Genomic DNA, 22,615 nt, shown 5'->3' with positions numbered 1-22,615 from the left:
TAACGCTTACGCTTCTTGGCCTACAGTTTCGTCTTCAATGCCAAGTTCTTTTTTGATCCAGTCATAACCTTCTGCTTCAAGACGCTGTGCAAGCTCTGCACCGCCGGATTTTACAACGCGGCCTTGCATCATAACGTGAACCACATCAGGAGTGATGTAGTTTAACAGACGCTGATAGTGAGTGATCATCAGGCAGCCGAAGCTTTCGCTGCGCATTTTGTTGATCCCTTTTGATACAACTTTCAGAGCGTCAATATCAAGACCTGAGTCGATTTCATCAAGGATGGCGATTTTCGGTTCAATCATCATCAGCTGAAGGATTTCGTTGCGTTTTTTCTCCCCGCCTGAGAAGCCTTCGTTGAGGTAGCGCTGAGCCATTTCAGGGTCCATTTCTAAGAATTCCATGTTTTCGTCCATTTTGCGGATGAATTTCATAAGAGAAATTTCATCGCCTTCTTCTCTGCGCGCGTTGATCGCAGAACGAAGGAAGTCGGCATTTGTCACACCGCTGATTTCACTTGGGTACTGCATTGCAAGGAACAAACCTGCCTGCGCACGCTCGTCCACTTCCATTTCCAGTACATCTTTGCCGTCAAGCGTGATGCTGCCCTTCGTTACTTCATATTTAGGATGCCCCATAATAGCAGCTGACAGAGTTGATTTACCAGTACCGTTCGGTCCCATTACGGCGTGGAACTCTCCGCCTTTTATTTCAAGGTTTACACCTTTTAAGATCTCTTTCCCTTCGATTTCAACGTGAAGATCTTTGATCGTTAATGTTGAAGCAGCCATATCTATACCTCCAAAAATATATAATCATTATTCTCATTTTATTCTCATTCTAATTTTATAACAAATGAAAAGTAAATACAACTTTTTATCGTGCCTTGCACATTTCTCAAGTTTAACAAAGTTCAGCACTTTATTAAAGCAATTGAAAAAGAAAAAGAGTGGATTCCCACCCTTTTTTAAAGACCGATTTTCTCATTAAGCTCCGCAGAATACCGCTTGCATTTTTTATATTCAAGCTCTCTCTGCCGCTCAACTTCCATTCTTGTATCCAGCCGGCGTCCGTATTCCTCGTATCCGATTCCATGAGACAGCTGCATCGCTTTTTCCATTTCTGACGTATAATCGAGGTCCAGTCTGTCCTGGCTGCTGCAAATAATGAATCAATCCCTTCATTTATTTACTGCTATTGTATCAGCTCTGCGACCGGCGCTGCAAAATGGATATGGCTTGATATAACAACGGATGAGACGAAAGGACCCTTTGAGTTGAAATGAGAATCGTTTTTCGGAATATTCCTTCTTCTAATGCGTAGTGTTTCCAAATTCCTCTATGCACTGCTGGACAACTGTCACACCTTGGCTTAGAGCAGCTCCGCCTCCGAATGCAGCCGCCACACTGACAGCTTCAAGAATGTTTTCTTCCGTCGCTCCTTGGTCAAGACAGCCTTTTGTGTGATAGATCATGCAATATTCGTCCTGAGCATTGATGGCGATCCCCAGTGCAATCAGCTGTTTTTCTCTTTCTGTTAGCGAATTAGCTGCAAAGCATTGTTCGGTAAATTCGTTAAACTTTCTTCCCATCATCGGCATCTTCTGTTCAAATGTGCCTAAACTTTGTTTATATTGTTTTAGCGCGTCCTGCATGCTTCCTCTATCTTGATTCAAAGAAAATCCCTCCATCTGTTTAACATTCCTTTTTATTATGAACAGCTTTAAGGAAAATACCCAAAAAACCCCGGATTTCTCATCCGGGGTTTCAGTCTTATTCAGATACAGGAAGCACAGCTCCGTCATATTTTTTATCGATGAAGTCTTTGATCTTTTTAGAGTGAAGAACTTCCATCAGCGCTTTGATTTTTGCAGAATCCTCTTCGCCATCTCTCACTGCAATGATATTGGCGTAAGGGTTATCTTTTGTTGATTCCACTTCAATCGCGTCTTTTTTAGGATTTAATTTATTTTGGATCGCGTAGTTCACATTGATGAAGGCCGCGTCTCCTTCTTTGTTTTCATATGCTTTTGCCGTTAATTCAGGCGCTACTTTTTTGAACTGAAGGTTTTTCGGGTTTTTCTTAATGTCTTTCAGTGTTGCATCGACTGTCTCCACTTTGGAATCAAGTGTAATTAATCCTGCATTCTCAAGCATTGCAAGCATACGGCCTTGTTCAGCCACGTTATTTGTCAGGATAATTGTCGCACCGTCGGGAAGATCTTTTAATGATTTGTATTTTTTAGAATAAATACCGAATGGCTCTAAGTGAATCGCGCCGGCATTCACAAGTTTATAATCTTTGTTTTCTTTCATTTCTTGCTCAAGGTAAGGAATGTGCTGGAAGAAGTTCGCATCCACTTCTTTATCAGCTAAGGCTTTGTTGTACATTTTGTAATCACTAAGCACTTTCACTTTCAGTGTGTAGCCTTTTTCTTTTAACAATGGTTCAGCTTCTTTTAAAATTTCTGCATGCGGTGTTTTTGTAGCTGCAACAACAATTTCTTTCTTGCCGGATTCAGCGTTATTAGAACCGCAGGCAGCCATAACTCCTGCAAATACAAGCAGTAATGCACCTAAAAATAGCTTTTTCAATGTAAATCCTCCCTTATCGTTTGTCTATTATATTTGTTATGACATCACCGATCATTTGAATAATGAAAACGATGATTAAAATAAATACAGTAGCAACGAAGGTCACATCAGTATTATTAGACTGATATCCTTCTACATATGCAAGGTTTCCAAGGCCTCCTGAACCGATGGCGCCCGCAATTGCCGTTGAGCCGATCAAAGCGATGGCCGTAACCGTGATCCCAGAAATAAGGGCCGGCATGGATTCCGGAAGCAACACTTTGAAAATAATCGTTGATGTTTTGGCTCCCATTGATTTCGCAGCTTCGATGACGCCTTTATCCACCTCGCGCAGCGCAATTTCAGCAAGCCGCGCGTAAAACGGGGCTGAGCCGATGACTAACGCCGGAAGTGCCGCGTTCGGCCCTAAGATGGTGCCGACTAAAAACTTCGTAAAACCTAGTAATAAAATAATTAAAATGAGGAACGGAATAGACCTGAATACATTGACAATGGCCGCAATCACAGTGTTGACCGCTTTGTTCTGCCAGAGGCTCCCTTTGCTTGTGAGAAAGAGCAGCAGACCGAGGATCACCCCGATGACAAAGGCAAAAACCAAAGAGATCAGCGTCATATAAAGCGTCTCGTATGTCGCGTTCCATAATTCAGTTACATCAACGTTCGGGAAGTATTTTTCAAACATTCGTGATCACCTCTGCTTTCACCTGTTTGTCATTAATAAACCGGATCACGTTTTGCACTTCTTCCTCGTCACCGTCAATATGGATGAACAATGAACCGTATGCTCCGTCCTTCGTCTGCGAGATTTTCCCTTGCAGAATATTGACACTGACATTGAAGTTTCTGATCATCTCTGTAATCAGAGGCTGTTCAGCCGCTTCGCCGACAAATGTGAGCTGAACCGTTGTTCCTGACGCTTTTTCGTCAAGAAGATGCTGAAGCGTTTCTTTTGTTTCTTCAGGCTCAGTCACCTGCTGGACAAATCGTTTTGTCATTTCTTCCTTCGGATTCTTGAAGACATCGAGAACTTCTCCTTCTTCAACAACCTTTCCGTTTTCCATGACAGCGACTCTGTTGCAGATTTTTCGGATGACATGCATTTCGTGTGTGATCAGCACAATCGTCAAACCGAGTCTTTCATTAATATCGGACAAAAGATCCAAGATTGAATCAGTTGTTTGCGGATCTAAAGCTGATGTCGCTTCATCGCAAAGGAGAACCTTCGGATTGTTTGCGAGCGCTCTGGCGATTCCGACCCGCTGCTTTTGTCCTCCGCTCAGCTGGGATGGGTAAGATTTTTCTTTTCCTTCTAAACCTACCAGTTTAATCAGTTCATTGGCACGCTTGATCCGCTCGCTTTTTTTCACCCCGGCAATTTCTAAAGGAAACATGATGTTATCTCTGACAGTTCGCGACCAGAGCAAATTGAAATGCTGGAAAATCATACTGATTTCATGGCGTGCTTTTCTTAAATTGCGTCCGTTTACTTCATTAATCTTTGTTCCCGCCACTTCCACGATTCCTGAGCTCGGTTTCTCAAGTCCGTTCAGCAGACGGATTAAGGAACTTTTACCAGCTCCGCTATATCCTATAATTCCAAAAATCTCACCTTTTTTTATGGAAAGCGAGACATTTTGGACAGCATTGACATCTCCATGTTTCGACTTATACACTTTTGAAACATCCTGAAGATTGATCAAAGCGATCACCTGCCTTAACACTATTCTAAGAAATCTTCCGGTTTTTTCTGCAAAAGAAAAGCCTTTCTGCATACTTGAGCAGAAAGGCTTATATAAAACGCCTTTCTCTCATCTTTCAAAGCTGAACGCTTCGTGTGAATTGGCACCATTTCAACAGTGTTGATGGTTGCCGGGCTTCATAGGGCACTTCCCTCCACCTCTCTTGATAAGAGAAATATATAGTCTTTTTCGTCCGGAAATTCTTAATGTAGAATAGCATGGCGAATGATAAAATGTCAATAAAATAAATGATGTCAACTTTTACTATTATAATAATTTACTATTTTTCAATTCTTTAGAATCCTCTGAAAAAAACCATTAGTCAGCCACAGAATGGCTTCCAGCTTTAACAGCGCTCTGAATGAACCCTTTACCTTTAGGCTTCCGCTCTGGATCAGGTGCTGAAGGGAAATGTCTCCATGCAAAAGATCAATGATTTCTGTTTGGTTTCCATAAAAGGTCAGGTTGGACGTGTGGGGCGGAGAAATCTTTTTCATTTCCCCTTGTTCGTTTATTGAGACGGTTAAGGCTTCTGTTTCTCCTTGGAAGGTAATGAGCAATGTTGAAGTGTTCAAAAGGGGTTTTAAAAACAGATGCTGGTAATCATCTTCTAAAACTTCCGCTTTCTCCATTTGTACAACCTCCTATTTGTTGGTCATACATACACATTTCTCTCCTCAGCGCAAGAACCCCTTTATAAAACGAACGACAATTTCATTGGAATGCGCCGAGAAAAATGTCATAAATGAGATGCAGAAGATGATTTTTGTTTGATCAGCTCATATAAGTAAGAAACGGAATGAAACGCATACCCTCTTTCAATTACTTTCCCGCCCTTAAACAGCAGAAAACAAGGGACGCTTTCAATTTGATATGCTTTAGCAAACGCCGGTGAATAGTTGAGATTATTTTTATAGAAGGCGACAGACGGAAGCATTTCTTCGACGACTGTCAGCATTTTGCTTGCCAGCTGGCAGGTCCCGCAAAACGGAGTATATAAATATAGGAGATACACATCATCAGTAATGTGTTCAAGTTCTTGTTCTTGGAGTTCTTTCATGCTATAACACCTCAGGTCTTTCTTTCAAGAAAAATCGTATGGACATTCAGATTTGCGCTCAGCAATACAGATGCTATATGGTGTCTGGGCGCCGCCGCGACTTCCTTATAGGCTTTGTCGATATGTATATGGAAGGCTTCATTAAATTCCCTTTTCAGCTGTTTTCTCAATTTCTCGCCCGATTCATCGGCATCAACCAAAATATAGACGTCCTTCTCATAAAGCTCGTCAGCCAATTCCTCCAGCTTCAGCTGGCTGATTGTTCCGTTTGTGCAGAGAATGCGCACTGGCTCATTCAGGACGCTTTCAATCTTTTCTTTATCTGATTTCCCTTCAACAATCAAGACTTTTTCCAGCTCGTCCATGTTCATCTGCTTCACCTGCCGCCAAATTTGAAACGTTCAGATTGTAAAAGAAGGCAGTGAAATTCACCGCCAACATTAACACCAGCCGCTTTCGTAGTCACAATCCACATATTTCTGATCGTCTCCTGAAACCACGTCGGCTGTCTTATAAAACTTTTCATTTTCATAGGTAAAACCGGACTTAAGCTCATATTCATTCATGCCTGTCATTTGGCCGATCATCTCATCTTCATGATATAACGAGAGCCGGCCATTTTGAAAGCGGCCTGTCACATCATTGGTGACATCGAGCTTTTGTTTGCTGAAAGCCATATTGGACACCTCCCATAGCGTTAGCGTATCCAATTGCCTGCTCAGCTATCCGGTTTTAGTCTTGCTGTGTCATCTCTTCGTATTGCTCTGCTGTCATTAGTTTTTCAATTTCAGACGCATCAGACGGTTCAACGACGATCATCCATGCTTTTTCATACGGAGATTCGTTGACGAACTCCGGGCTGTCATCAAGATCTTCGTTTACTTCCACTACAGTTCCGTTAATCGGTGCGTAAAGCTCAGATACCGTTTTTACGGATTCTACACTTCCGAAAGGCTCGTCCGCTTTAATTTCAGCGCCGACTTCAGGAAGCTCAACAAACACGATATCTCCGAGCTCGGATTGGGCAAAATGGGTAATGCCGATTTTGGCTTTTTCTCCTTCAACTTTTACCCACTCGTGTTCTTCTGAGTAACGCAAATCTTTAGGTATGCTCAATTGAATCCCTCCATTTTTTACAGCACTACAATAAGAAGATACCACACTTTTCGAAAAAAATTTACATCATGACCAGTTTTCTTCAAATTGATCTTCTTTAAAGCCGACTGTCACTTTTTCGCCGTCTGTTGTGAGCGGGCGCTTGATCAGCATTCCGTCTGAAGCCAGCAGTTCAAGCTGTTCGTCTTCTGACATATGATACAGTTTTTCCTTCAGATTCAGTTCACGGTATTTCATGCCGCTTGTGTTGAAGAATTTCTTTAAATCCAGCCCGCTTTTTTCATAAAGCGATTTTAGCTCCTCTTTGCTTGGAGGCTGTTCTGCAATATGTATTTCGTTGATTTCTTTTCCGTGTTCTTCAAGCCATTTTTTCGCTTTGCGGCACGTTCCGCATTTAGGGTACCAGTAAAAAGTTAACGACATCTTCTTCCCCCTCAATAAAATAATCGAGGTTATTTTAACACAGTTTGTTTTAAAAACCTAAAACAGTGCTTCATAAAAAAAGAGCTCCGGATGAGCGGAGCTCCTTGGGACTCAGACAATATATTTTTCTGCCTCGAACACACCCGCTGCCGCTTCACGTTTTTTCCGAATGACATTTTTAGGCGTCACGCGTGTCAGCTTGCGGAGAGCCGAGAGCATCATACGGAGAGAATCCCCTTCTTCCATTGCTAGTAAAGATTCTTTCGCATGGGCTTCAATTTCGTTAAAGGCTTCTTGAACGAAAATTTCTGTGTACAGCAGCTTTTGCGCTGCTTTATCGCTTCCTTGCGCGGCAATTGCCTTTTCCGTTCTGAGCACCGCTGATTCCATTGCATATACATTGCTGACAATATCAGCAACGTTTACGAGGATTTCTTGTTCGCGGTCGATCGCTTTTCCGTATTTTTGCGCGGCAAGGCCCGCGGCGAACAGGGCGATTTTTTTGGCTTGCTTGACGATATATTTCTCTTGCTCTAATACGCCGGTGCCCGGATCCTCAGGCATAAGCATCATGAGTTCTTCTTGAAGCGCCTGTGCCTTTTCAAAAAGAGGCAGCTCGCCTTTCATCGCTTTCTTCAGAAACGTGCTTGGCACGATTAACCGGTTAATTTCATTTGTTCCTTCGAAAATCCGGTTGATCCTGGAATCGCGATAGGCTCTTTCCACCTCATACTCCTGCATAAATCCGTAGCCGCCGTGGATTTGCACGCCTTCATCGACAATATAATCAAGCGTTTCAGAGCCAAACACCTTGTTGAGAGAGCATTCAATGGCGTATTCGGCAATGGACTTCGCAATTTGTCTTCCGTCCTTTAGGTCTTCAGCTGTAAACTGGCTCATATTGTCTTCAAACAGTCCGACAGTTCTGTACACAGAGCTTTCCATCGCATACAGTCTTGATGCCATCGTCGCGATTTTTTCCTGGGTCAGCGAAAATCCTGCGATCGGCGTTTTAAATTGGCGGCGCTGATTTGCGTAAGCTGCAGACAGCTCGATCACCCGTTTGGACGCGCCGATCGTTCCTACTGCCAGCTTGTAGCGGCCGATATTTAAAATATTAAAAGCGATGACATGCCCTTTGCCGATTTCTCCAAGAAGGTTTTCCTTCGGCACCTCAGCCTGATCTAAAATAAGGGTTCTCGTCGATGACCCTTTAATTCCCATTTTCTTTTCTTCAGGTCCGGTTGATACGCCCGGAAAATCTTTTTCTACAATAAAAGCGGAAAACTTTTCGCCGTCCACTTTGGCGTAAACGACAAAGACATCGGCAAAAGCTGAGTTGGTAATCCACTGTTTTTCTCCGGTTAATACGTAATGCGTTCCAGCTTCATTCAGCACCGCTGTCGTTTTTGCGCCTAACGCATCAGATCCGGAACCCGGCTCAGTCAGTGCGTACGCAGCGATCTTTCCCCCAGAAGCCAGATCAGGGAGATATTTTTTCTTTTGCTCTTCCGTTCCAAAGAAGACGATCGGCAAGGAACCGATGCCGACATGCGCACCGTAAGAAAGTGAAAAGCTTCCCGCACGCGAAAATTTTTCAGTGATCAGCGCCGAGCTGATCTTATCAAGGCCCAGCCCGCCGTATTCCTCGGGCACATCGGCTCCGAGAAGCCCCAGTTCTCCCGCTTTCTTCAAAAGCCGGACGGAATGTTCAAATTGATGGTTCTCAATTTCATCTATATGCGGCAGAACGTCCTGCTCAATGTAATCCTCCGTTGTTTTCGCAATCATTTTATGCTCGTCGGTGAAATCCTCCGGTGTATACATCTGATCATATGTGACATCCTCGATTAAGAAGCCGCCGCCTTTTAGTACTTCAGCCGTTTTTTTCGTCATTTGTTTTTCCCCCTTTAGCATAATTCAAATACACCGGCTGCTCCCATTCCGCCGCCGATACACATTGTGACGACACCAAATTGCTCGTTTCTTCGTTTCATTTCGTGAATCAGCGAGAGAGTTAGCTTTGTGCCCGTACAGCCAAGCGGGTGTCCGAGTGCGATAGCGCCCCCGTTGACATTCACTTTCTCCTCATCAATCCCCAGCTCCCTGATGACTTGGATGGCTTGTGATGCAAACGCTTCGTTCAGTTCGAACAGCCCGATGTCCTGCAGTTGAAGCCCGGCAAGCTTCAGTGCGCGCGGAATGGCTTCCACGGGCCCGATGCCCATGACTTCCGGCGGCACCCCGCCAACTGCAAAGGAACGGAATTTGACAAGCGGCGCCAAACCAAGCGCATCCGCTTTTTCGCGATCCATCAGCATGACAGCCGCCGCCCCGTCACTTGTTTGCGAGGAATTTCCGGCAGTGACTGTCCCGTCAACGGAAAAGGCCGGGCGTAATGTGCTTAAAATGTCTGTGGTCGTTTGCGGGCGGACACCTTCATCCTGAGAAAAAACAGTATGTTTTTCCTGCGGCTTATGGTTTTCGCCGATTTCTGTCACCTTGACTTCAACTGGGACAATTTCATCTTTAAATTTCCCCTCTGCAAGGGCTTTGGCAGCTTTCTGGTGGCTGCGCACGGCAAAAGCATCCTGATCTTCACGGGAAACGCCGTATTTTTTCGCAACCTGTTCTGCCGTGTGTCCCATGCTCATGTAATACTCCGGCGCTTTCTCGGCTAATGCGAGGTTCGGACGGGTCACATGCCCCATCATCGGAACCTGTGACATAGATTCCGCTCCGCCTGCAATGGCCGTATCGTAGGCGCCAAGCATAATTTTTTCTGCCGCATATGCGATGGACTGAAGACCTGAGGAACAGTAGCGGTTGACCGTAATCGCCGGCACCGTATATGGCAGACCCGCAAGCGCGCCGATATTTCTCGCCATATTGAGCCCCTGTTCTGCTTCAGGTGTTGCACAGCCAATAATTAAATCGTCAATATTGCCCTCATAGCCGCCTGCTCGTTTCAGCGTTTCTTTCACGCAAATGGCTCCCAAATCATCCGGGCGAACGGTGGCCAATGAACCTTTTTTCGCTTTCCCTACCGGTGTTCTTGCTCCTGCCACAATAACTGCCTCTTTCATAAACTCCCTCCTAGTTCCGTAAAGGTTTGCCTTTCACCAGCATATGCTGCATTCTCGCTTGAGATTTCGCCTCGCCTGCCAGACTTAAAAACGCTTCTCTCTCAATTTCCAATAAATACTCTTCATCCACCTCTGTTCCGAACGGCACTTTTCCGCCGGCAATCACAAAAGCGAGCTTTTTAGCGATTTTCATATCATGCTCAGATAGGTAGCCGGACAGCTTCATTTGCTCTGCACCGAGCAGAAGCGCGGCATAACCTGTTTCCCCCGCCACCTTGACCTTTTCTTTTACAGGCGGCCGCCAGCCGGTATCGTATAAAGAGGCGGCTAACTGCTTTGCATCGTACAGGAGGTGATTCTGGTTAGTGCTGATACGGTCAGCCTCTTTTAAAATGTTCAGTTCCCGAGCCTCTTGGGCGGAAGTTGACACCTTAGCCATTGCGATCGTTTCAAATGTTTTCATGGCCGCATTCATCGGATCAAGACCGCGGCGAAGATGATTGATGTACAGCTCTTTATTGCCCCCTCCGCCAGGGATAAGGCCGACTCCTGATTCTACAAGTCCCATATAGGCTTCGCTTGCCGCTTGTATTCGTGCAGCAGGGAGACACACTTCCGTCCCTCCGCCGAGCGTCATGCCAAATGGAGCTGCAACAACAGGTTTCGTGCTGTATTTGATGTTCATCATTGTCTCTTGAAAACGCCGTATCACCAAATCAACTTCCATAAAGTTTTCATCTTGTACTTCCATTAAGATCATGGCAAGATTGGCGCCCACGCAGAAATTTTTTCCTTGATTGCCGATGACAAGCCCTTTGTAATTCCGCTCTGTTTCTTCCAATGCTTTGTTGATCATTTGAATGATGTCGAGCCCGATGGCATTGCTTTTCGAGTGAAATTCCAGAAGCGCTACATCGTCACCAAGATCGATCAAGCTCGCTCCGCTGTTTTTCGCAATGACGCCGTTTGTTTCTTTAACTGACTGTAAATGGATTCGTTTCTTGTTTTCTTTTACAGCTCTGTATTCGCCGCTTTCGTAATAAAGCACTGTTCCGTTTTCTCTGATGTAGAAGGTCTCATTCCCTTTGTCCAGCATATCTTTTATCCAGCCGGGAATCTCCGCTCCAAGCTGTTCAAGCTTTTCCGCCGACTGTCTGAGACCGATTGCGTCCCAGATTTCGAATGGCCCCAGTTCCCAGCCGAATCCCCATTTCATAGCTTGGTCAATTGCATGAATATCGTCGGCAATTTCTCCGAGCAGCTGGGCTGAGTAAAGCAGCGTTTGCGACGTGACATTCCACAGCAGCTGGCCAGCCCTGTCTTCTGAATAAATAAGCGCTTTCATTTTAGCTTTTATCCCTTTAGCTTGCTTTGCCGCTTCAAGAGCCGGCGTTTTCATCTTTGACCGTTCTCCGTAAGTAAGCGTCATCGGATCAAGCTCATAAATCGTTTTTCCTTCTTTTTTATAAAAGCCTTGACCGGATTTGCTTCCGATCCAGCCTTTTTGCAGCATGTCATTCATGAAGTCAGGCAGGCGAAACACTTCTTTTTCGTCTCCCTCTGCTTTGTCATATACGTTTCGGGCGACGTGGGCAAACGTATCAAGGCCGACAACATCCAGCGTTCTGAAGGTTGCGCTTTTCGGTCTTCCGATCAGCGGGCCTGTGATGGAGTCGACTTCTCCGACCTGATAGCCGCCTTTCAGCATTTCTTGAACCGTAATGAGAAGTCCGTACGTCCCGATTCGATTTGCGATAAAATTTGGTGTGTCCTTTGCTGTGACCACACCTTTGCCGAGGACATTTTCACCGAAGGATGTCATAAACGCCAGAATGTCAGGATCCGTTTCCTTAATCGGAATGATCTCCAGCAGCTTTAAATATCGCGCCGGGTTAAAAAAGTGTGTTCCAAGAAAATGAGCTTTAAAATCATCAGACCTGCCTTCAGCCATTGCCTGCACTGAAATGCCGGACGTGTTGCTCGAGACAATGCTGCCCGGTTTCCGATGCTCATCCACGAGAGAGAAAATCTTCTTTTTGACCTCAAGATTTTCGACAACGACTTCAATAATCCAATCAGCTTCCTTCAGCTTCTCAACATCATCTTCTAGATTGCCGGGAGTAATATAAGCGGTATTTTGTGCTGACGTAAGAGGGGCGGGCTTTTGTTTCAGCAGCTTTTTCACCGCAGATCTGCTCAGCCTGCTGCGCACCTCCGGACTTTCCTTCGTCAGCCCCTTTTTCTCCTCTTCCTTTGTTAAATCGTTCGGCACAATATCAAGCAGCAGGACCGGAATTCCGATGTTAGCCAAATGCGCAGCAATACCGGAACCCATAACCCCCGATCCTAAAACGGCTGCTTTTTGAATGTGTTTGTGCATGAGACATCCCCCTTGAACGTTGAATGAATAATCATTCATTTTTTGGTCAAAAAAAATGGAAACCCGTTTCTTCTTTCATCATAAAAGATTTTTGTTTCGACTTCAATAGCTAATTTGTTATTTTTTTGTATGAAGCAAATAGAAGACGGGAAACTTAAACCCGGAGGTGAAGGGAATGGTGCGAGAGAAAAAGAACCCGTCTTCAGCAGCAGTAAGCGCGGCGAGCGTGAAAGGGGATGCCGGTCCGACACAGCATTACGGCGGCGGAAAACAGACAAGCCAAAATCAGCAGTATAAGAAACACAACATGGAACAATAACAATGCAGCTGCGGTTCGCGGCTGCTTTCACTTTTTGAAAATCCCTTTTAACACAAAAGCCGCATTTGCGGGTCTTTCGGCGATTCTTCTCATAAAGTAGCTAAACCAGTCGGTTCCATACGGGACATATACACGCATCTTGTACCCTTCCTTCACGAGTTCCTTCTGCCGCTCCGGCCTAATCCCGTAAAGCATTTGAAACTCGAATTGTGACAGCGGGATTTGATGCTCGGCAACGAGTTTCTTCGTAAACGCAATGATGTCATCATCATGTGTAGCGACGGCAGTATAGTTCCCGCTCAGCAGATGAAGTTTAATCAAGCTCTGAAAGTGAAGGTCTGTTCCTTTTTTATCAGGGAATGCAACGGCCGCAGATTCCTTGTAAGCGCCTTTGACAAGTCTGAGATTCGGCTTCAGATCGTGCAGCTTTCGGATATCTTCTGCAGCCCGGTAAAGATACGCCTGTATCACCGTACCCAGCATGTCAAATTCCTGCTTGCACTGCCTGTAGATGGCAAGCGTCTGTTCATAATGTGAGTAGTCCTCCATATCAATCGTCACAGCCACGTCATTTTCCTTCGCAGCAGATAAAATGTCACGCAAATGTGAAACGGTCAGCTCTTCTGAAATATCGAGCCCCAGTGACGTCAGCTTAAGGGAAAACTCGGAATCTAACCGGTGTTCGGCAATCGCTTGAATCGCCTTCTTGCATTCCTCTGCGACTCGACTCGCTTCTTTTTGTGTAGCCGCATACTCGCCTAAATAATCAATGGTTGTGCACAAACCGGATCGATTCAGCTTTTTAATGGTCCGAACAGCCGATTCAATCGTGTCCCCCGCGACAAATCTCCGCGCCCCCAGCCGTGATCCGTATGCTTTGGCAAGCTTGGTGAGCGTTTTATTTTGAGATAAGAATAAAAACATATGTCTCAACATCCAATTCCCTCCTGACGATACAGCCTTCTTCAAAACACCTGTATATAACTCCCATACTGAAGGAAACATAAAACGAATAGAACGCAAAGGAGGATTACAATGAACAATCAGCAGCAATCTCAAATGCCGCCCTCTGTTATTTCGACAAAGGATCATTTGTATCTGAATGACATGCTGAACTGGAATCTGCTCGCGATGAAAAAAGCGCATTTTATGGCGCAGCAGTGCCAGGATCAAACATTAAAACAAGAACTAGACCGCGTCGGACATATGCATCACGATCACTATCAAAGAATATTAAAGCACCTGCAGCCAGGCCAGCAGCAGTCCGGCTATATCCAATAAGGAGGCGCCAAAATGAATCAGCAAAATCAGAAAATCAGCAACCCGCAAACACCTGTGCCGACTACATCAGAAATGAATGACAGAGATGTCGTCAATGAACTTTTGACAACGGAAAAATACATGACCACTGCGTATTGCACTGCTCTGCATGAGTTCAGCCATGAATCTCTCTATCAGGATATTCAATCCATTTTTGATGAGTCACAAAAAGCGCAAAGAAAACTGTATGATCTCATGTTCCAATACGGATGGTATACTGTTGAAGCAGAAGACGCCCAAAAGCTGCAGCAATCCTATCAAAAGTTCCAGCAAACCATTCAGCAGCAGTCTCCTTATCAGCAATAAAGCTCTGTCAATCAGATCCGCAAAAAGGGTATGATGTGCTTTACTGGCATCTATCCTTTTTTTGTGTGTAAAATCAGTTGACTTTTTATTAACGCTTATTTATATTTAATAAGCATTAACTATTTCAATACATTAAATATAAACATGGATTATATTAAAGAGGAGAAATGAAGATGAAGAGTGCGGATCAGTTAATGTCTGATATTCAATTATCGCTTCAGGCGCTCTTTCAAAAGATACAGCCTGAAATGCTGGATAGTATGGAGAAACAGGGGATTACCCCCGCGCAGCTGTTTGTGCTCGCAAGCTTAAAAAAGAATGGCAGCCTTAAAATTTCTGAAATTGCCGAACGGATGGAGGTCAAGCCAAGCGCGGTAACGTTAATGGCAGACCGCCTTGAACAAAAAAATCTGATCGTCAGAAAACACAATACCCAAGACAGGCGAGTCATTAATATCAGCCTTACCGATGAAGGAGACAGAAAGTTCGAGGACGTTCTGGCGGGCAGAAAAGCCATAATGGCACGATACCTTTCCTACCTGACGGAAGAGGAACTGTTGCAGGCAGCGCATATGACGAAAAAGCTGGCACAAGCTGCTGCCGAAACCAATGAAAAGTAAAATAGGAAAAGAGGAAACGGATGAAATGAGTAATGAAGGAAAACAATCAAAACGGACTTTATTAATAACAGGCTTAATCATTGCCATGTTTTTCTCAGCCCTTGACGGTACCATTGTCGGAACTGCCATGCCGAAAATCGTCGGAGATCTTGGCGGTTTGAGCATGATGACCTGGCTGACTACGGCGTATTTGTTAACATCAACAACGGTCGTGCCGATTGCCGGTAAATTAGCGGACTTATTGGGGCGCCGGATCGTCTATGTATCAGGGTTGCTTATTTTTATGGCTGCTTCAGCTCTGTGCGGAATGGCCAACAATATGACAGAATTGATTATTTTCCGCGGTTTGCAGGGAATTGGCGGAGGTATTATGATGCCGATGGCCATGATTGTCATTGGTGACTTATTTACAGGGAAACAGCGTGCCAAATTCCAAGGGGTCTTTGGAGCCATTTACGGGCTTGCCTCTGTTATCGGGCCGCAAATCGGCGGCTGGATCGTTGATTCATTAAACTGGAAATGGGTTTTTTACATTAACCTTCCTGTTGGAATTATCGCAGTTATTTTTATTGCCAGAGGATTGCAGGGCCGTAAGCAGACCGGTCCGATCAACTTTGATATCGCCGGTATTTTTACAATGATTGTCGGGGTTGTCAGCCTTCTTCTTGCCCTAAGCTTTGGCGGGAAAGATTACGCATGGGGTTCATGGCAGATTCTCGGCTTGTTCGCGCTCGCACTGATCGGAATTGTGAGCTTTATTATTGTTGAATCGAAAGCGAAAGAACCGATCCTTCCAATGTATCTATTTAAAAATAGAACATTTACGTTTTTGAACCTGATCGGCTTTTTTATGAGTATCGGAATGTTTGGCGCGATTACGTTTGTTCCTTTCTTTATGCAAGGAATTGTCGGTGTAAGCGCATCTGAATCAGGCACCATTATGACACCGATGATGATCTCAATGATCATCACAAGCATTATCGGCGGCCAGCTTGTTTACAAAATAGGAATTAAACCGCAAATCATAACAGGCATGCTGATTATGGCTGGCGGATTCCTTCTGTTAACCACCTTGGATTTAGACACGAGCAAACTTGTCGCAACATCCTATATGGCCATTATCGGTCTAGGAATGGGTCTTGTTATGCCGATTCTGACGCTGGCTTTACAGGAAAGCTTTTCGAAAGAGGAGCTTGGGGTCGTCACCTCTTCCAGCCAATTCTTCCGTTCTATCGGGGGCACATTCGGCATTACCATGCTGGGCGCTGTAATGAATGCCAGATCCGGAAGCTTGCTGACTGATAAACTGGTTCCATATTTAGACTCGCTCCCGGCACAGGCAAACGCCTTTGCATCTCAATTAAAGGGCATGATTGACACAAATCCGCAAGGGCTGCTGCAATCACTGTTCAGCCCGGACGCAATTAAACAAATCCCTGCGGCTTTCTCATCCCATATTATGCCGATATTAAAAACATCGTTGATGGATTCGCTCCACAGCGTATTTTATACAGGCCTGATCTTTATCGCAGTCGGAGCTGTATTTACCTTATTCTTAAAGCCTATTAAGCTTTCGAATAAGAAAACGGATGAACAAAAGGAAAAATCGGCACAAGCCGTTGAATCCCCTTCTCATTAATAGAGCGCCCCGCGGACATAACCGCGGGGCTTTTTTATTCGATCATCTGGGCCCTTCCGTTTCCGAAGGACCAATCCTCATCCTGATTTCCGGCCAGTATGATAAACACATCTTCTTTTCTTACACCGAGCTCCGAATGAATCCGGCTTGCCACTGAATGGTAAAACGATTTTTTCTGTTCTGTTGTTCTTGAATCTTTCAATGTAAAATGGATGTAAATCAGTTCATCTGTACGCTCTACCTGTAAATAAGATGGATCATAAAAAAATTCGCTTTTTTGGTATTGCCGGATCACTTGAAAGTAATCATCAGCCGGTACATTGATTTCTTCGATCATAGACTGGTGAATGGCACTGCTCAGTTTTTGAAGCCATTCTTTGCTTCTCCCCGCTCGTAAATGAATCTGTACAAATGGCATCTCTCAGGCGCTCCTTTCTTTACATCGTCTGGCCGCTGTCAATCGTGATGATTTGTCCTGTCAGGGATTCCTGTTCAAGCACGGAACAAATCAGCCGTGCCACATCACTCGCTTCAGCAATTCGCTGCAACAGCAAAGTGCCGCTCATATTTTTCATTTTTTCTTCACGCCCCGCCCACCATCTTGTCGCGACAGCTCCGGGTGCGACACCGCACACTCTGATTTCTGGCGCCAAAGCGTGTGCCAATGATTTTGTCAGGCCGTGCACCGCTGCTTTTGACACAGCGTAAGGCATAGAAGAGCCCGCCCCGGTTGACCCCGCGATACTGCCGATATTAACGATCGCCCCAGCCTTGCTTTTTTTCATGAAAGGAGCCGCTGCTCTCGCGCAAAAAAACATTCCTTTGACATTGACTGCATACAACTCGTCCCATACGTCCTCTGTCGAAGCGTCGAGATCATCCATTGGAATATGCCGTGTAATACTTGCGTTGTTGATTAAAACGTCAATCGTGCCGTATTGCTTTACTATCGCTTGAACCATGTCCTTCACTTCACTGTTTTTGGACACATCGGCTTGGATAGCAACGGCCTGCCCGCCCTCGCTTTTGATGATTTCTGCTGTTTCCTCCGCCTGAGCTTGCGAGCGTGAATAATTCACCGCAACAATCGCTCCGCGTTTCGCTAATTCAATGCATGCTGCTCTTCCTATTCCCGTGCCGCCCCCAGTGACGAGAGCTGTTTTGTTTTTAAGATCCATTGCCGCTACTCCTTGTTGTTTGTATATATTTTGAAATCTAAACTGCTGATTTTATTGTAATGGAGGTTTGGTGTTACGTATAATGATTGTTAAAGATACTCGATATCATTTAGATTGATATCAAAAGAACGGGGGATTCAACATGGAAAGCGGAGATCTGCGTGTGTTTCAAATGGTAGCCCGTGAAGGCACAATTACGAAAGCCGCACTGCTGCTTGGTTACGTGCAGTCAAATGTGACGGCCAGAATTCAGCAATTGGAAGCTGAGCTCGGCACCACCCTTTTTTTGCGCCATAACCGAGGCATGACACTCTCTTCTAGCGGAAAGCTTCTGCTGGATTATACGGATAAAATTATCGGGCTGCTGGATGAGGCGTCCAAAGCGCTCTCTTCCTCAACTGAGCCGAGCGGACAGCTGATGATCGGTTCCACTCAGACAGCCGCCGCAGTCAGGCTACCAAAACTGCTTGCTTCGTATTATGAAGAGTATCCAAACGTACAGCTGTCTTTAACAACAGGGCATACACAATTTTTAATCGATAAAGTTCTTCGGTATGAACTCGATGGAGCGTTTATCGGCTGTGAATGCAATCATCCTGAGCTTCAGTCCTTCCCCGCATTTGAGGAGGAGCCCGTAGTCGTGTCCGCTGCATCTGTATCCTGTGCAGAAGAAGCCATCACAAAGCCGATTCTCGTTTACAGCACAGGCTGTTCGTATCGAGAGACACTTGAAAAATGGCTGCGCTCCGTCGGCGTCACACAGCCGGTTATTATGGAGTTCGGCACACTTGAAGCGATTATAGGCGGGGTAACAGCGGGTCTTGGCATCTCATTGCTGCCGCGGACTGTTGTACAAAAACACGAGTCTGAAGGTTCGATCCGATTGTACACGCTCCCTGAACCTCTCAGACAGATGAAAACGGAGTTTATTTTCCGGAAGGATTCGTTTATCAGCAGCGCGCTGCGCACCTTTATGGATTCCTTCGCACCAAATGAAACAGCCACATAACAAAAAGCAGTCTGCCGTTCATGAGCGGCAGACTGCTTTTTTAGCCTATTCTTTGTTTCGATGCTCTTCGTTTAACTGTTTGATATGCTGTATGATGTCTTTCATGCCCTGCTTTGCGTCAGGATATGTAGTATTCCAATGCTTAGCGAGCGGAGGCATGCTTTTGGCGATATGCGTGTACAAGATCCACTGCTTCACTTCTTCTTTTAATTCATGATTTGACTCCCCAAGGAGCAGCTCGGTATATTTTTCAAGCAATCCATCCAGCTGTTCTTGCAGTTTTTGTTCCATTTATACATCTTCCTTTCAAAAAAACAGCAAGGAGCTTTCTCATTGATGAAAGCTCCTTTAGCCGTGTTATTTATCCATGTGATGTGAAAGCCGCTTCCCGGACAATGCATCTGCCCCGGCCATGAGGAATGCAAAGAGGCGTTCCGAACAGCGGGTCCTGTGTGACCTGACAGTTCATAGAAAACACATTTTGCACCAGATCACAAGTAATGACCTCTTCCGGACGGCCTTCAGCGTAAATCTGTTTATCTTTAATAGCCACAAGGTGATGTGCGTAGCGGCACGCTAAATTCAAATCATGGAGCACCATGACGATCGTCCGCTGTTCCTTCTCATTCAGCTCAAACAGCAAATCAAGAATTTCTATTTGATGCGTCATATCCAAATACGTTGTCGGTTCATCCAGAAGTATAATATCCGTTTCCTGGGCAAGCGTCATCGCAATCCAAGCCCGCTGGCGCTGTCCGCCTGATAAGGAATCGACGGCGCGGTCAGCCATCTCTTCCAGCTTTGTGGCTTTAAGCGCTCTCTCAACAGCTGCCTCATCCTCTTTTGACCACTGTTTCAGCCAGTTTTGATAAGGATATCTTCCCTGCTTTACAAGCTGATGCACCGTCAGTCCCTCCGGAGCAGAAGGCCCCTGCGGCAAGATGGCAAGCTCCTTTGCGACTTCCTTTGTCGGAAGCTTGGCGATCGCTCTTCCTTCCAATAGCACAGAACCGCCTCTCGGCTTCATCAGCCGCGCCAACGAACGTAAAAGTGTCGATTTTCCGCAGCCGTTGCTGCCGATAAATACGGTAATTTCACCTTTTGGAATCGTTAAATTCAGTTCATCAATAATAACGGCATCCCCGTACCCTAAGCTCAGCGTTTCTGTAGAAATTGCACTCATACCCATAACCGCTCCTTTTTGCTGGCTTTTTAGCAGCTCTATGTATCGCACGTTTTATATAGACATGCATGTAAGTAAATTGTCATCAATGCAAGTGATACAATATTCAGTCTCTGATATGGTCATATACCCTCATTGTAGCAGAAAACAGTGACTTTGAAAATCATTTTCAATTAGTTTTCTGGTCAAAAATGGCGGTTATGGGTTTTTCAGCACATGATTATTTTTTAATTTCTCTGACAGCGCCGTTCTTAAGCTTCAGTTTTAAGTCGATATGATCATAGTGGCTGTCAAGGTTAAAAGCCGCCAGCACACTGTGAATCACTTCCTTTTCAGCCATTTGATCTGTCACGGATAGCTCGCTCAGAATCATTTTCATCTCATCCAGCGCTTCTTCTCCCTCTTGATTGATGCCTGAGAGCTTATCTTGTATTTCTGCTGTTTCATGAGTTCCGTTTTTTTCGTATATCCCTTCATAGCGATTATGCTCACCGTCACCATAGCTGACGCGAAGCGAGAAATTGCTGTAAGGAACAGATTTCATATGAGTAACTGCCGTATTTTCTCCTTCTGCTTGCTGCTGTTCTTCATTGAGACGGCAGCCCGCAATCAGAACAACTGCGAGACAAACGGCCCCCGCCGCTCTGATCAAATGCATAATGGTTCCCCCCTGTAGAATTCCATTTCTTTTAGGTATGTCCAAGGGATGGAATCCTCATTCAGAGAAAAGAGCAGAAAAAGCCGGGCTTCAGCGCCCGGCTTTCCTTTATGATTCAGTCATTTGCAAAAAGGCTTCGGCGTCCTGCACTGCCAGCTTGATGGCATTTTCCCAAAAGTCTCTCTTCGTGATGTCTGCGCCTAAATGCTTCATCGCTAAATCTTCTACGGTCATGGATGCCGTATCACGCAATAGCGCTATATATTTCTCTTCAAACGTGTTTTTTTCTTCAAGCGCCAGAGCGTAAATACCGAGAGAAAACAGATAGCCGAACGTATAAGGGTAATTATAAAACGGCACTCTCGTAATATGAAAGTGGAGCTTTGACGCCCAGAATAGCGGATGATACTCGCCTAAAGCGCCACAGAACGCTTCTTTTTGCGCTTCTTCCATCATCTCGTTTAAACGGTCCGCCGGCACAATTCCCCGCTTTCGTTCCTCGTAAAATCTCGTTTCAAATAAAAACCTCGCATGGATATTCATAAAGAAAGCAACGCTTCTTTGCACTTTATCCTCCAGAAGCACAAGCTTTTCTTCCTTTGTTTCCGCCTGATTGACAGTCGCGTCTGCCACAATCATTTCCGCAAAAGTTGAGGCAGTTTCCGCTACGTTCATGGCGTAGGATCGATTTAACGGCCTTACATTGAGCATCGATTCCTGATGAAAGGCATGCCCGAGTTCATGGGCAAGCGTTGAAACGTTCGAGGCACTGCCGGAAAACGTCATGAAGATACGGGATTCCCCGCTGTCCGGAAAGCTCGTGCAAAAGCCGCCGACTCTTTTTCCGCTTCTGTCCTCGGCTTCAATCCAGCGGTCACGGAACGCCTTTTCTGTAAAAGCGGACAACTTTCGGCCGAACGTGGAAAATTGGCTGACAATTAAGTTTGCGGCTTCATCGTATGAATATTCCTTCCCGGCAGACCCAATCGGTGCCTCAACGTCATACCAATTGAGCTTTTCGAGTCCAAGCATGGATGCTTTCCGGTTGAGAAACTGAACGAACGGCTGCTTATTTTCAGTAATGACCTGCCACATCGTATCCAGCGTTTCTTTTTTCATCCGGTTGATTTGCAGCGGCTCCTTCAGAACGTCCTCCCATCCTCTCGCTTTGTAGGTTTCCAGCCGGAACCCCGCCAAATGATTCAGCGTGCTGCTGAAAATATCCTGTTCCCGCTCCCAAGCTTGATTGGTGCGTTCAAAAACGGTTTTTCTGACATCACGGTCCTGAGAAGACATCATGTTTTCCGCCTGTCCGACAGATAATTGTTTTTCCTCAAACGGAATGGTCATTTTTCCGACAACGATATGATATAAATCATCCCAGGCATGATAACCGTCAACCGCAAGGCTTCCAATCAGTTTTTCTTTGTCTGGGCTGAGCTTTTCCGCAACCCGTTCTCTTCTTTCATTTAATATGTATGATACCTCTCGCAGTCCAGGTGTTTTGAGCAATTCTTCCCACACGCCTTGATCAATTTCCACAAGTTTATGATCCAATGTGACAAGGGAGGATTGAAAATCTGCGACTAGCTGATGCATGAATGATTTATGTTCATTCGCTTTCTGATCGCTAATGTTCTGTGCCTGAAGACAAGAGACAAAAGCACCGGCCTGCTGCAGCTTTACCGAATTTTGTTCAAATGCATCAAGCAATGCGGTCAGCCTTCCAGCATCATCAGATGTTTCTGGCGCCTCAAATGCATCTGCCATGTCTTGAAATACACGCAGGCTTTGTGACAGCTTTTCAATATATCCCTTGAATTCTTCTGACTGGCTCCCGCCTTTAAAAAACGAGTCCAGATCCCATGTTTTGTTTACCCCTTGCAATCCCATGACTCAAAACCCCTTTCCTTATTTGATTTTATTATAGAACAATTCTGAATTATTGTATAAAATTTTCTTTTATAGCGTCATTCTCTGTGCA

Annotated in this window: 27 protein-coding genes, 1 pseudogene and 1 riboswitch; of the genes and pseudogenes, 6 read left to right on the top strand and 22 right to left on the bottom strand. The window is 45.2% G+C overall.

The window, feature by feature from the left end; translation table 11 throughout:
• Positions 1–6: 6 nt before the first annotated feature.
• The 15 genes from sufC to H7F27_RS04630 form a co-directional block, all read right to left on the bottom strand.
• Positions 7–792 carry a Fe-S cluster assembly ATPase SufC gene (gene sufC / locus H7F27_RS04700; RefSeq protein ID WP_010331788.1) on the bottom strand — a complete coding sequence of 262 codons (786 nt, stop codon included), beginning with the start codon at positions 790–792 and terminating at the stop codon, positions 7–9.
• A gap of 176 nt (positions 793–968) precedes the next feature.
• Entirely contained in the window at positions 969–1,121 is a 153-nt protein-coding gene (locus H7F27_RS04695; RefSeq protein WP_010331789.1) for a YuzK family famiily protein, read from the bottom strand.
• Between the two features lie 192 nt (positions 1,122–1,313).
• On the bottom strand, positions 1,314–1,691 hold the full coding sequence (locus H7F27_RS04690; protein WP_038954281.1) for a carboxymuconolactone decarboxylase family protein: 378 nt from the start codon (positions 1,689–1,691) through the stop codon (positions 1,314–1,316).
• Positions 1,692–1,773: 82 nt separating this feature from the next.
• Positions 1,774–2,595 (bottom strand): methionine ABC transporter substrate-binding lipoprotein MetQ, encoded by an 822-nt coding sequence (metQ, locus tag H7F27_RS04685; RefSeq protein WP_095714027.1) that lies wholly within the window; start codon positions 2,593–2,595, stop codon positions 1,774–1,776.
• 13 nt (positions 2,596–2,608) lie between these two features.
• Positions 2,609–3,277 (bottom strand): methionine ABC transporter permease MetP, encoded by a 669-nt coding sequence (gene metP / locus H7F27_RS04680; protein ID WP_010331792.1) that lies wholly within the window; start codon positions 3,275–3,277, stop codon positions 2,609–2,611.
• Positions 3,270–4,295: a methionine ABC transporter ATP-binding protein MetN gene (gene metN, locus H7F27_RS04675; protein WP_024122771.1), complete on the bottom strand. Its 1,026-nt coding sequence runs from the start codon at positions 4,293–4,295 to the stop codon at positions 3,270–3,272. Before metN ends, metP begins: the two co-directional genes overlap by 8 nt.
• Positions 4,296–4,400: 105 nt before the next feature.
• Positions 4,401–4,507: riboswitch (SAM riboswitch) on the bottom strand.
• Between the two features lie 114 nt (positions 4,508–4,621).
• A complete protein-coding gene (locus H7F27_RS04670; protein WP_024122772.1) occupies positions 4,622–4,966 on the bottom strand; it encodes an SCP2 sterol-binding domain-containing protein in 345 nt (114 codons plus the stop codon).
• 107 nt (positions 4,967–5,073) lie between these two features.
• The gene (locus H7F27_RS04665) at positions 5,074–5,394 is read right to left on the bottom strand and encodes a thioredoxin family protein (RefSeq protein ID WP_024122773.1); all 321 of its coding nucleotides are present in this window, start codon (positions 5,392–5,394) and stop codon (positions 5,074–5,076) included.
• 11 nt (positions 5,395–5,405) lie between these two features.
• Positions 5,406–5,759: a toprim domain-containing protein gene (locus H7F27_RS04660; protein ID WP_024122774.1), complete on the bottom strand. Its 354-nt coding sequence runs from the start codon at positions 5,757–5,759 to the stop codon at positions 5,406–5,408.
• A 75-nt stretch (positions 5,760–5,834) separates the two neighbouring features.
• Positions 5,835–6,071: a YusG family protein gene (locus H7F27_RS04655; protein WP_010331799.1), complete on the bottom strand. Its 237-nt coding sequence runs from the start codon at positions 6,069–6,071 to the stop codon at positions 5,835–5,837.
• Positions 6,072–6,126: 55 nt separating this feature from the next.
• Positions 6,127–6,510, bottom strand: a complete 384-nt coding sequence (gene gcvH, locus H7F27_RS04650; protein ID WP_010331800.1) for a glycine cleavage system protein GcvH — start codon at positions 6,508–6,510, stop codon at positions 6,127–6,129.
• A 66-nt stretch (positions 6,511–6,576) separates the two neighbouring features.
• Positions 6,577–6,933 carry an arsenate reductase family protein gene (locus H7F27_RS04645; protein ID WP_024122775.1) on the bottom strand — a complete coding sequence of 119 codons (357 nt, stop codon included), beginning with the start codon at positions 6,931–6,933 and terminating at the stop codon, positions 6,577–6,579.
• A 111-nt stretch (positions 6,934–7,044) separates the two neighbouring features.
• Entirely contained in the window at positions 7,045–8,829 is a 1,785-nt protein-coding gene (gene fadE / locus H7F27_RS04640) for an acyl-CoA dehydrogenase FadE (protein ID WP_103671346.1), read from the bottom strand.
• A gap of 14 nt (positions 8,830–8,843) precedes the next feature.
• Positions 8,844–10,019 carry an acetyl-CoA C-acetyltransferase gene (locus tag H7F27_RS04635; RefSeq protein WP_103671345.1) on the bottom strand — a complete coding sequence of 392 codons (1,176 nt, stop codon included), beginning with the start codon at positions 10,017–10,019 and terminating at the stop codon, positions 8,844–8,846.
• A gap of 10 nt (positions 10,020–10,029) precedes the next feature.
• On the bottom strand, positions 10,030–12,399 hold the full coding sequence (locus H7F27_RS04630) for a 3-hydroxyacyl-CoA dehydrogenase/enoyl-CoA hydratase family protein (RefSeq protein ID WP_185848650.1): 2,370 nt from the start codon (positions 12,397–12,399) through the stop codon (positions 10,030–10,032).
• 175 nt (positions 12,400–12,574) lie between these two features.
• On the opposite strand from H7F27_RS04630, the gene H7F27_RS04625 reads away from it, so the two are divergent.
• The gene (locus H7F27_RS04625) at positions 12,575–12,718 is read left to right on the top strand and encodes a YuzL family protein (protein ID WP_185848649.1); all 144 of its coding nucleotides are present in this window, start codon (positions 12,575–12,577) and stop codon (positions 12,716–12,718) included.
• A 27-nt stretch (positions 12,719–12,745) separates the two neighbouring features.
• On the opposite strand, the gene H7F27_RS04620 is transcribed toward H7F27_RS04625, so the two are convergent.
• Complete coding sequence (locus H7F27_RS04620; RefSeq protein WP_101859979.1) at positions 12,746–13,654, bottom strand: proline dehydrogenase family protein; 909 nt, start codon at positions 13,652–13,654, stop codon at positions 12,746–12,748.
• Between the two features lie 99 nt (positions 13,655–13,753).
• Between H7F27_RS04620 and H7F27_RS04615 the strand changes: the two genes are divergently transcribed.
• The 4 genes from H7F27_RS04615 to mdtP all read left to right on the top strand — a co-directional run bounded on the left by H7F27_RS04615 (position 13,754) and on the right by mdtP (position 16,603).
• Positions 13,754–13,999 (top strand): hypothetical protein, encoded by a 246-nt coding sequence (locus H7F27_RS04615; RefSeq protein WP_010331808.1) that lies wholly within the window; start codon positions 13,754–13,756, stop codon positions 13,997–13,999.
• A 12-nt stretch (positions 14,000–14,011) separates the two neighbouring features.
• Positions 14,012–14,344: a spore coat protein gene (locus H7F27_RS04610; protein ID WP_024122779.1), complete on the top strand. Its 333-nt coding sequence runs from the start codon at positions 14,012–14,014 to the stop codon at positions 14,342–14,344.
• Positions 14,345–14,517: 173 nt separating this feature from the next.
• Positions 14,518–14,964: a MarR family transcriptional regulator gene (locus H7F27_RS04605; protein WP_024122780.1), complete on the top strand. Its 447-nt coding sequence runs from the start codon at positions 14,518–14,520 to the stop codon at positions 14,962–14,964.
• 25 nt (positions 14,965–14,989) lie between these two features.
• Positions 14,990–16,603 (top strand): multidrug efflux MFS transporter MdtP, encoded by a 1,614-nt coding sequence (mdtP, locus tag H7F27_RS04600; protein ID WP_103671374.1) that lies wholly within the window; start codon positions 14,990–14,992, stop codon positions 16,601–16,603.
• 34 nt (positions 16,604–16,637) lie between these two features.
• Here the strand turns inward: mdtP and H7F27_RS04595 are convergent, their stop codons facing one another.
• Positions 16,638–17,021: a tautomerase family protein gene (locus tag H7F27_RS04595; RefSeq protein ID WP_024122782.1), complete on the bottom strand. Its 384-nt coding sequence runs from the start codon at positions 17,019–17,021 to the stop codon at positions 16,638–16,640.
• 19 nt (positions 17,022–17,040) lie between these two features.
• Entirely contained in the window at positions 17,041–17,781 is a 741-nt protein-coding gene (locus tag H7F27_RS04590) for an SDR family NAD(P)-dependent oxidoreductase (RefSeq protein WP_185848648.1), read from the bottom strand.
• A gap of 142 nt (positions 17,782–17,923) precedes the next feature.
• On the opposite strand from H7F27_RS04590, the gene H7F27_RS04585 reads away from it, so the two are divergent.
• Complete coding sequence (locus tag H7F27_RS04585; RefSeq protein WP_185848647.1) at positions 17,924–18,790, top strand: LysR family transcriptional regulator; 867 nt, start codon at positions 17,924–17,926, stop codon at positions 18,788–18,790.
• 45 nt (positions 18,791–18,835) lie between these two features.
• On the opposite strand, the pseudogene H7F27_RS04580 reads toward H7F27_RS04585, so the two are convergent.
• The 4 genes and pseudogenes from H7F27_RS04580 to H7F27_RS04565 all read right to left on the bottom strand — a co-directional run bounded on the left by H7F27_RS04580 (position 18,836) and on the right by H7F27_RS04565 (position 22,524).
• Positions 18,836–19,124: pseudogene (locus tag H7F27_RS04580) on the bottom strand (YusU family protein).
• A gap of 27 nt (positions 19,125–19,151) precedes the next feature.
• The gene (locus H7F27_RS04575; RefSeq protein ID WP_095714037.1) at positions 19,152–19,979 is read right to left on the bottom strand and encodes an ABC transporter ATP-binding protein; all 828 of its coding nucleotides are present in this window, start codon (positions 19,977–19,979) and stop codon (positions 19,152–19,154) included.
• Between the two features lie 214 nt (positions 19,980–20,193).
• Complete coding sequence (locus H7F27_RS04570) at positions 20,194–20,631, bottom strand: YusW family protein (RefSeq protein WP_095714038.1); 438 nt, start codon at positions 20,629–20,631, stop codon at positions 20,194–20,196.
• A gap of 108 nt (positions 20,632–20,739) precedes the next feature.
• The gene (locus H7F27_RS04565) at positions 20,740–22,524 is read right to left on the bottom strand and encodes a M3 family oligoendopeptidase (protein ID WP_185848646.1); all 1,785 of its coding nucleotides are present in this window, start codon (positions 22,522–22,524) and stop codon (positions 20,740–20,742) included.
• Positions 22,525–22,615 lie beyond the last annotated feature (91 nt).

Source organism: Bacillus sp. PAMC26543 (assembly GCF_014250375.1).
GTDB classification, from domain to species: Bacteria; Bacillota; Bacilli; order Bacillales; family Bacillaceae; genus Bacillus; species Bacillus halotolerans.
The sequence above is the reverse complement of the archived record's forward strand: the minus strand, read 5'-3'. Positions and strand labels throughout refer to the sequence as shown.